10 protein-coding genes are annotated in these 9,418 nt (G+C 68.4%); 4 read left to right on the forward strand and 6 right to left on the reverse strand.

The features are described 5' to 3' along the window. Window positions 1-25: 25 nt before the first annotated feature. The 4 genes from VLF18_RS16255 to VLF18_RS16270 all read left to right on the forward strand — a co-directional run bounded on the left by VLF18_RS16255 (window position 26) and on the right by VLF18_RS16270 (window position 3,587). Complete coding sequence (locus VLF18_RS16255; protein ID WP_325280684.1) at window positions 26-982, forward strand: acetyl-CoA carboxylase carboxyltransferase subunit alpha; 957 nt, start codon at window positions 26-28, stop codon at window positions 980-982. Between the two features lie 19 nt (window positions 983-1,001). Next, window positions 1,002-2,336 carry a tRNA lysidine(34) synthetase TilS gene (gene tilS, locus VLF18_RS16260; protein ID WP_325280675.1) on the forward strand — a complete coding sequence of 445 codons (1,335 nt, stop codon included), beginning with the start codon at window positions 1,002-1,004 and terminating at the stop codon, window positions 2,334-2,336. A gap of 76 nt (window positions 2,337-2,412) precedes the next feature. Next, window positions 2,413-2,667: an exodeoxyribonuclease VII small subunit gene (locus VLF18_RS16265; protein ID WP_325280676.1), complete on the forward strand. Its 255-nt coding sequence runs from the start codon at window positions 2,413-2,415 to the stop codon at window positions 2,665-2,667. Continuing rightward, window positions 2,667-3,587 carry a farnesyl diphosphate synthase gene (locus tag VLF18_RS16270; protein ID WP_325280677.1) on the forward strand — a complete coding sequence of 307 codons (921 nt, stop codon included), beginning with the start codon at window positions 2,667-2,669 and terminating at the stop codon, window positions 3,585-3,587. Before VLF18_RS16265 ends, VLF18_RS16270 begins: the two co-directional genes overlap by 1 nt. A 38-nt stretch (window positions 3,588-3,625) precedes the next feature. Here the strand turns inward: VLF18_RS16270 and VLF18_RS16275 are convergent, their stop codons facing one another. The 6 genes from VLF18_RS16275 to rlmKL form a co-directional block, all read right to left on the reverse strand. After that, window positions 3,626-4,075: a DUF4870 domain-containing protein gene (locus VLF18_RS16275; protein WP_325280678.1), complete on the reverse strand. Its 450-nt coding sequence runs from the start codon at window positions 4,073-4,075 to the stop codon at window positions 3,626-3,628. Window positions 4,076-4,170: 95 nt separating this feature from the next. Continuing rightward, window positions 4,171-4,530: a hypothetical protein gene (locus VLF18_RS16280; RefSeq protein ID WP_325280679.1), complete on the reverse strand. Its 360-nt coding sequence runs from the start codon at window positions 4,528-4,530 to the stop codon at window positions 4,171-4,173. Between the two features lie 33 nt (window positions 4,531-4,563). Then, complete coding sequence (gene gltX / locus VLF18_RS16285; RefSeq protein WP_325280680.1) at window positions 4,564-5,967, reverse strand: glutamate--tRNA ligase; 1,404 nt, start codon at window positions 5,965-5,967, stop codon at window positions 4,564-4,566. A 63-nt stretch (window positions 5,968-6,030) separates the two neighbouring features. Beyond that, window positions 6,031-6,681: a class I SAM-dependent methyltransferase gene (locus VLF18_RS16290; RefSeq protein ID WP_325280681.1), complete on the reverse strand. Its 651-nt coding sequence runs from the start codon at window positions 6,679-6,681 to the stop codon at window positions 6,031-6,033. A 193-nt stretch (window positions 6,682-6,874) separates the two neighbouring features. Further along, window positions 6,875-7,303 (reverse strand): hypothetical protein, encoded by a 429-nt coding sequence (locus tag VLF18_RS16295; protein WP_325280682.1) that lies wholly within the window; start codon window positions 7,301-7,303, stop codon window positions 6,875-6,877. 149 nt (window positions 7,304-7,452) lie between these two features. Beyond that, window positions 7,453-9,418 (reverse strand): bifunctional 23S rRNA (guanine(2069)-N(7))-methyltransferase RlmK/23S rRNA (guanine(2445)-N(2))-methyltransferase RlmL (rlmKL, locus tag VLF18_RS16300; RefSeq protein ID WP_325280683.1); only part of this gene is annotated, 1,966 nt, incomplete at its 5' end.

The following is a 9,418-nucleotide window of genomic DNA, read 5'->3' on the forward strand; positions in this document are numbered from 1 at the left end:
CCCCTTTCCGGCCCCTGGCCCGCAGATGAATCCGAACTACCTCGATTTCGAACAGCCGATCGCCGAACTGGAAGGCAAGATCCAGGAGCTGCGGCACGCGAGCCACGGCCAGGCGTTCAATATCGACGAGGAAATCGCGCGGCTGCGCGACAAGCTGAAGCTGAAGACCGCGGAGATCTTCAAGAACCTGACGCCGTGGCAGGTCTCGCAACTGGCCCGCCATCCGTCGCGCCCGTACACGCTCGACTACATCGCCGCGATCTGCGAGGAGTTCGTCGAACTCGCCGGCGACCGCGCCTATGCCGACGACGCCGCGATCGTCGGCGGCCTCGGCCGCATCGACGGACGCAGCATCGTCATCATCGGCCATCAGAAAGGCCGCGACACGAAAACCAAGATCCGCCGCAATTTCGGTATGCCGCGCCCCGAGGGCTACCGCAAGGCGCTGCGGCTCATGAAGCTCGCCGAGCGCTTCCGTCTGCCGGTCATCACGTTCATCGACACGCCCGGCGCGTACCCGGGCGTCGGCGCGGAAGAACGCGGCCAGTCCGAAGCGATCGCGCGCAACCTGCTGGAAATGTCCGAGCTGCGCGTGCCGATCATCTGCACCGTGACCGGCGAGGGCGGCTCGGGCGGCGCGCTCGCGATCGGCGTCGGCGACCGCACGCTGATGCTCGAATACAGCACCTATTCCGTGATCACGCCCGAAGGCTGCGCATCCATCCTCTGGAAGAGCGCCGAGAAAGCCAAGGATGCAGCCGAGGTCATGGGCCTGACCGCGCCGCGCCTGCTCGAAAACGGACTCATCGACCAGATCGTTCCCGAACCGCTCGGCGGCGCGCACCGCGACCCCCAGGGCATGGCCGAGCGGCTCAAGCAGGTGCTGCTGAGCCACCTCGATGCGCTGGAACGTCTCGACACGCCGACGCTGCTCGAGCAGCGCTATCAGCGCCTGCGCAAGTACGGCGCGTACAAGGGCTGAGCCTGGCCAGGCCGTTGCGATGAACGCCGCGGCTCTGCCCGACCATCTGGAATCCGCGCTCGCCGCACTCGCGCCGGGGCCGCTCTGCGTCGGCTACAGCGGCGGCCTCGATTCGCTCGCACTGCTGCATGCGCTCGCCTCGTTGCCGGCGGCGCGCGCGCGCGGGCTCAGTGCGATCCATGTCGATCACGGCCTGCACGCCGACAGCGCCGACTGGGCGCTGCATTGCCAGGCCGTCGCGGCCGGCCTGCAGCTGCCGCTGCGCATCGTGCGCGTCGCGGTGCCGCGCGCGAGCGGCGACGGGCTCGAAGCCGCGGCACGCGCGGCACGGCTCGATGCGTTTCGCCGCCATCTGCCGGCCGACGCGATTCTCGTGCTCGCGCACCACGCCAACGACCAGACCGAGACGGTGCTGCTGAAACTGCTGCGCGGCGCCGGACCCGAGGGACTGCGCGGCATGCGCGCGCTGCGTCCGCTCGGCACGCACCTGCTGTGGCGGCCCCTGCTCGCGCTGCCGCGCGCGACGCTGCAGGCCTACGCACAGGCGCAGGCGCTGCAGTGGATCGACGATCCGAGCAACGCCGACACGCGCCATGCGCGCAATTTCCTGCGGCAGGCCGTACTGCCGCTGCTGCGCACGCGCTGGCCGCGCCTGGACACGACGATTGCGCACAGCGCGCGCTGGCAGGAAGCCGCCGCGGCGCAGCTCGATCGCGATGCGGCGATCGCGCTTGCGCAACTGCAGGGTCTCGATCCGGCGACGCTGGACTGGACCGGCTGGCTCGGTCTCGGCGATGCGCTTCGCCCGCTGACGTTGCGTATCTGGCTGCGCGGCCTCGGCCTGCCGCCGCCGGAACATGTACACATTGAGCAATTGCAGCAGCAGCTGCGGCGGGCCGACGACGACCGCAATCCCTGCGTGAGCTGGAGCGGTCCGGACGGGAGCAATGCAGAGCTGCGCCGCTATCGCGACCTCGTCTACGCATTGGCGCCGCAGCCGGCGCCGCCGCCGGACTGGGAGCAGCGCTGGGACGGCCGCGGCACGCTGACGCTGCCGGGCGGCGGCGGCACGCTGTCGCTGACGCCGCCGCCGGACGCCGCGCTCGACCTGACCGTCCGCCTGCGTCGTGGCGGCGAGCGGCTGCGGCCCGTCGGGCATGCGCACTCGCGAGAACTTCGCGACCTGCTGCAGCAGGCCGGCATACCGCCGTGGCTGCGCGGTCGCCTGCCGATCGTCTACGGCGGCGGCGAACTGCTGGCCGTCGCCGATCTCTGGCAGACGGCCCGGGCCGAAGCATTGTTCGGCGGTACGCTGCAATTCCGTCCCGCAGTGCCGGTTCCGCCGCGCGACTGAGCGAAAACGTGCGCGGCCCGCGACGTCGCGCATTTCTCAATTGACCGCGCCAGAACGAAACGCTAGCTTTCGCGCCATGTCCAACGCCGCCGTCCAAACGCCGAACCAGATCGTCGACTTCGAGAAGTCGCTCGACGAGCTCGAACAGCTCGTCGCCCGCATGGAGCACGGCGATCTCAGTCTCGACGATTCGCTCGCCTCGTTCGAACGCGGCGTCGCGCTCTACCGCAACTGCCAGAGCGCGCTGGAACAGGCCGAGCTGCGCGTACGCCTGCTGCTCGATCCGACCGACCCGGACAGCGCCGCGCCGTTCCAACCCGAAATGCCCTGATGACCGCTCCGGCCGCGCCGGCCCCGGTGACGACCCTGTCGGCCGTCCTGCTGGCCTATTCCGATCGCGCCGAGACCGAACTCGCGCGGTTCCTTCCGGCCGACACGCAAGCCCCGATAGAACTGCACCGCGCCATGCGCTATGCGGTGCTCGGCGGCGGCAAGCGGCTGCGTCCGCTGCTGGTCTACGCGACCGGCCGCGCGTTCGGCGCGGCACTGTCCGAACTCGATGCCGCCGCGGCAGCCGTTGAAATCATCCACGCCTATTCACTGGTCCACGACGACCTGCCGGCCATGGACGACGACGACCTGCGCCGCGGCCGCCCGACCTGCCACATCGCATTCGGCGAAGCCATGGCGATACTCGCCGGCGATGCGCTGCAGGCGCTCGCGTTCGAACGGCTCGCCGCCGATCCGGCGCTGCGCGTCGATGCGGCGGTGCGTGTCGAAATGCTGCGCGTGCTCGGCGCAGCCTGCGGCTCGCACGGCATGGCCGGCGGCCAGGCGCTCGATCTCGCCGCGGTCGGCAAGCGTCTCGATGCGGCCGAACTCGAACGCATGCATGCGCACAAGACCGGCGCCCTGATCCGCGCCTCGATCCGCCTCGGTGCGCTCGCGGCCGGCTGCCGCGACGAAGGCGAACTCGCCGCGCTCGAGCGCTACGGCCGCGACATCGGCCTCGCGTTCCAGATTCGCGACGACATACTCGACATCGAAGGCGACAGCGGCGTCATCGGCAAGACCGCCGGCAAGGACGCCGCGAACGACAAGCCGACCTACCCTGCGATCCACGGCGTCGCCGAATCGCGCCGCCTGCTCGCCGAGCTGACCGGCGACGCGATCGCCGCGGTCGGCCCGCTCGGAGCGCGCGCGACCGAACTCGTCGAGATCGCGCGCTTCATCGCCGACCGGCGCTCCTGACCGGCGGCGGCGCGTCGCGACGACGCGCCGCCGATGCCTCACTTGATGAGCCGCAGCGACAGCGGATAGCGATAGTTGACGCCTTCGCTCGCCTTGATCGACGCAATCACGGTCAGCACGAGCCAGGCAACCGCGGCGGCCAGCGCAACCGGCAGCGTCAGCAGCGCGCCGATGCCGAACGTGATGACCGTCAGGATCAGCAGTGCGACGCCGAGTATCGCGAGCGTGATGTTGAAGTTCAGCGCTTCCTTGCCCTGGTCGTCGACGAACGGCATCGTTTCCTTCTTGATCAGCCAGATCACGAGCGGCCCGATGAAGACGCCGAAACCGCCGGTGACCAGTGCGCCGAGCAGCGACGACAGATGCGCGAACATGGCCCACTGGCGCTCCTCCTGAGTCGGTCCGACGCCCGGCGGCGGTGCGCTCGGCGGCGGCGGCGGCAGATCGTTCGGAGGCAGCATGTCGGGGGAGTCGGACGGTGTACTCATGTGTGTTCTCCTGCGCAATGTGGGAGCCACGATCGGCTTTGCGGCCTTCAGCGTCAACCGCTACAGGTCAGGGATTGCATTCACGCACGACGCCACTACTTCGGCTCGTGCGTGTTCCGTCCGGCTGAAACCTTCGCCATCGACGCGCCGCAATAACGGCAATTCGCAACGCTTAACGGATTCGGCCGGCCGCAGGCTCGACACGCGCGTCGCGGCGGCGGCAGCAGCAGCGACACGATCCAGCCCAGCGGCCCGAGCGCCGCGGCCAGCGCAACGTCGCGCCAGAACGCGCCGCGCCACCAGCCGATCAGACCGCCGACGGCCATGCAGGCCAGCGTCAGCCAGAACAGCAGCATCCAGTCGACCATCCCCATGATGCGCAGGAACAGTTGCAGCGAAGCGTCCGGCGCGTCCGGATCGATGCCCTGCATGAGTCGTTCGATCCAGGCGTCCACGGGTGGATTTCGCGCCGTCGGCTACAAAGACACTCAGGCGCCGGCACGCTTGAGCGCATCCTCGATGCGCGTCAGCGCACGGGCCTGGCCTGCGAGATAGACGGTCTGATCGATCGCCGGCGAGACCTGCGTTCCGGTCATCGCGACGCGCAGCGGCTGCGCGACCTTGCCCATGCCCTCGCCGATCGCCGCGGCAGCGGCTTCGATCGCGGCGTGGATCTGTTCTACTTTCCACTCCGCCACCGTTGCGAGCGCCGCGTGTGCGGCCTTCAGTGCCGGCACCGCGGTCGGCGTGGTCAGGTGCTTGGCGACGGCCGTGTCGTCCCAGGCCGAAATCGGGCCGTACCAGGTCGCCGCCTTCTCGGCGAGTTCCTTCAGCGTGCGGCAGCGCTCGCGCAGCGCGACGATGACGTCGGCCGGCGCCGGTCCCGCCGACAGGTCGTAGCCGCAGGCGTCCATGTGCCACTGCAGATGCGGCACGAGGCTCTCCGGATCGTCGCTCTTGAGGTATTGCTGGTTGAGCCAGGACAGCTTCTCGACATCGAAGCGCGCGGCGGAATGATTGACGTCGGCGACGTCGAACAGCGCGACCATCTGGTCGCGCGAGAAAATTTCCTGGTCGCCGTGCGACCAGCCCAGCCGCACGAGATAGTTCAGCAGTGCGTGCGGCAGGAAGCCGTCGTCGCGGTACTGCATGACGCTGACCGCGCCGTGGCGCTTGGACAGCTTCTGGCCGTCCGCGCCGAGGATCATCGGCAGATGCGCGAACGTCGGCGGCGCGACATTGAGCGCGCTGTAGATGTTGATCTGGCGCGGCGTGTTGTTGACGTGGTCGTCGCCGCGGATCACGTCGGTGATCTTCATGTCGATGTCGTCGACGACGACGGCGAAGTTGTAGGTCGGAAAGCCGTCGGAGCGGAAGATCACGAGGTCGTCGAGTTCCTCGTTGCTCCATTCGATGCGGCCCTTGACCTTGTCGTGGAACACGACCGAACCGCCGGACGGATTCCTGAAGCGGATCACGCGGTTCGGATCCTCGCGCAGCGGCTCGTTGCGGTCGCGATACGCGCCGTTGTAGCGCGGCTTCACGTTCGCGGCGATCTGCGCGTTGCGCATCGCCTCGAGTTCGTCCTTGGTTTCGTAGGCATAGTACGCCTTGCCCGCGCGCACGAGTTCCTCGGCAACCTGGCGGTAGCGCTCCATGCGCAGCGTCTGGTAGTACGGGCCTTCGTCGTGATGCAGATCGAGCCAGTGCATGCCGTCGAGGATCGCCTGCACCGCCGCTTCGGTGGAGCGCTCGCGATCGGTGTCCTCGATGCGCAGGATGAATTCGCCGCCGCGATGGCGCGCTTCGAGCCAGCAGTACAACGCCGTGCGGGCGCCGCCGATATGAAGGTAGCCGGTGGGACTCGGAGCAAATCGGGTACGAACGGTCATCGCGGGCACATCGACGGCAAAAAGGGCGGGTATGTTAGCAAACCCCGCCGCGTTCCCCGGCGCTCAAGCCCCGTTGCGATCGCCTGCGCGGACCGGCGTGATCGGGCGCGAACGCGCACGCTGGTAGATGAAGACCGACGCCGGCGGCATGTTCCACCAGGCGAAGCCGCCGCGGCGCACCGTCAGACCGAGTTCGTCCAGCGTTTCGCGCGGCACCGGGCTGACCGGGCCATAGGTGAACTGCACCATGCGCCCTTCCGGCGCGAGCACGGCGAACGCGGCGCGCAGGATGTCGCGCTGCAGCGTGCGCGGCATGGACAGCAGACCGAGACCGCTGACGACCGCATCGACGCCGCTGTCGCGATCGAAGCCGGCGCTTTCGACCATCGCCGGAAGCTCGCGCGCGTCGCCGCAGACCACGTTGACGTCGGGAAAGCGGTTCTGCAGGAACTTGTGCAGTTCTTCATTGAGTTCGACGACGAGCAGATGCGCCGGCGCGATGCCGTTGTCGAGCATCGCCTGCGTGAACACGCCGGTGCCGCCGCCGAGTTCGACGACGCGGCGCGGCCGCTCGGGCAGCTCGCGCACCATGAGTCGCGCGAGCTGCTTGCCCGACGGCGACAGCGCGGCGACGGACAGTGGATTCTTCAGCCACTGGCGAAAAAAAGTCAGGGTTGGCGAAGGCCCGTTGCCGCCGCGTGCGCGATGTTGCATTGATGTGACCGTCGAAAACGGCGCCCTTTGTACCACGACGCGCGGCGCACGCGCGACGGCTTTACGTCCCGCCGCGAAAGCCGATCTTCAGAAACGAGAAAGCCCCGCCACCTCAGGGGAAAGATGGCGGGGCCGGTTGCCGGCAGGGCCCGGTCGACGCCGGGCGGAAACTGCCGGACAGAAACGTCACGCGTCAGTCGTAGTAGCGGTCGCGGTCGTAATAGCGGTCGTCGCGATCGTAGTAGCGGCTGTTGGAACGGCGGTAGTAGCCGTCGTCGTAATCGACGTCATAGTAGCGTTCGACGCGGCGCACGACGACCGGGCGGCTGTGATAGTGACGGACCGTCCGATAGGACGGATACGGCGAGTAGTAGCTGTAGCCGGCGCGATACGGACCGCGATAGCCGCTGTAATAGCCGTAGCCGTAATGCGGACGATGGTTCGAGTAGTAACCGCCCCAATGGCCGCCGCCCCAGTTGGAGTAGCTGACGCCGTAACCCGGGCCGCCGATGCTGATGCTGACGCGGTCCCGTGCCGAGGCCGCGGAACCGAAAGCGAGCGCGGCCAGCGCTGCGAGGACGAGAACGATGCGGCGAAGCGATGTCGAGGTTTTGGCATTCATGGCGATGACCCTGCGGGATTGCGGCTCGCATGCTGGGGCGCAGCGGCTGAATCCGCGCTTATCGGAAAGCGGCCATATTTGTCAATCCAGAATTAACCAATTCTTGACGTCCGGACGTAAAAACGGCCGAGTTCGCCACATCTCTCGCGCTATGCGCGCCGGAGTTCCCAGGCGCGGTGAATGCGCGGATTGCGCTCGAAGTCGAACGGTATCGTCGCGGCGCTGATCTCGCGGATCGCCAGTTCGCGCAGCGCTTCCGAATCGAGCTGGAAGCGGCGGAAATTGTTGGAGAACAGAATCAGCCCGCCGGGCGCCAGATGCGCGGCGCAATGCGTCAGCAGCCGCGCGTGATCGCGCTGCACGTCGAAATCATCGGCGCGCTTGGAATTGGAAAAGGTCGGCGGATCGACGTAGATGAGGTCGTACTGCGCATCGTCGTGTTCGAGAAACGCCATCGCGTCGGCCTGCACGAGCCGGTGCCGCGAACCGGTGAACCCGTTCAGCGCGAGATTGCGCGAAGCCCATTCGAGGTAGGTCGTCGACAGATCCACGCTGGTCGTGCTCGCCGCGCCGCCGGCCGCGGCATAGACGCTGACGGCACCGGTATAGCAGAACAGATTCAGGAACCGCGCGCCGCGCGCGAGTTCGCGCACGCGTGCGCGCAGCGGGCGGTGATCGAGGAACAGGCCCGTGTCGAGGTAGTCCCAGAGATTCACGAGGAACTGCAGGCCGCCTTCCTGCACGGTCAGCAGTTCGCCGCGCTGCGCCATGCGGCCGTACTTCTCGCCGCCCTTGCCGCGATAGCGCTGTTTGGTCGCGATGCGCTCGCGCGGCACGGCCAGTGTTTCACCGGCGACGCGCACGATCTCGCGCCAGCGCTGCCGCGCGGTTTCCTCGTCGATCGACGGCGGCGCCTGATATTCCTGGATGTGCAGATGATCGCCGTAGACGTCGATCGCCGCGGCGTATTCGGGCAGGTCCGCATCGTAGAGGCGGTAGCACTCCACGCCCTCGCGCTCGACGCGCTTGCGCAGATGGCGGCGGTTCTTCTCGATCCGGTTCTTCAGCATCTGCGCGCCGGCCGACAGCGGCTTGGGTTCGCGCGGCGCTTCCGCTTCCTGCGCGCCGGGCTCGAAGTTCAGCAGCTGGCATTCGAGCGCGCCGTTGTAGAGCGCATAGCGCTTGACCGCGCGCAGTCCGATCGCGCGTCCGAGATCGGCGTCGGACGTGATGACGCTCGCGCGCCAGCCCGCGAATTCGGCGGTCAGTTTGTCGCCGAGCTGCCGATACAGCGGCTGCAGCGCGTCGCGGTCGCCGATGCGCTGGCCGTAGGGAGGATTCGTGATGACGAGCCCCGGCGCATCGCAGCCCTGCGGTCGCTGCAGCTGCGCGAGCGGACGCCGCGCCAGATGCACGAATCCGGCGACGCCGGCATCCTGCGCGTTGTGGCGCGCGTCTTCGAGCGCGCGCGGGTCGTCGTCGAAACCGAAGTACTTCGCCGCCAGCGTCGACAGGCCCTGCTGGGCACGCGCGTTCACTTCGTCGCGCAGCCGCTGCCACAGCGCCGCGTCGTGACCGAGCCATCCGTTCACGCCGTAGTAGTCGCGCTTCCAGCCCGGCGCGACGTCGGCCGCCAGCCACGCGGCTTCGATCACGAGCGTGCCCGAACCGCACAGCGGATCGACGAGCGCGCCGCCGGCTTCATGCACGGCCGGCCACTGCGCGCGCAGCAGCAGTGCGGCCGCGAGGTTTTCCTTCAGCGAGGCCTGGCCGTGGCCGCGGCGCCAGCCGCGCTGATGCAGCGGCGCGCCGGACAGATCGAGCGACAAGGTGCCGCGCTCGCGCCGCAGCAGCAGGTTCAGTCGAATATCGGGACGTTCGGTGTCGACGTCGGGCCGCGTGCCGGAACGCTGGCGGAACTGATCGACGAGCGCATCCTTGACGCGCTGCACGGCGTAATGGCTGTGACTGATGCCGCGCGTCGCGCCGACCGCGTCGATCGCGAAGCGGCCGTCCGGCGCGAGATGCGTCGCGAAGTCCACGCCGGCGACGCCGTCGTAGAGCGCCTCGCCGTCGGGCGCGTCGAATTCGGCGAGCGGCAGCAGGATGCGGCTC

The organism is Tahibacter sp. (assembly GCF_035481375.1).
Taxonomy (GTDB): Bacteria; Pseudomonadota; Gammaproteobacteria; order Xanthomonadales; family Rhodanobacteraceae; genus Tahibacter.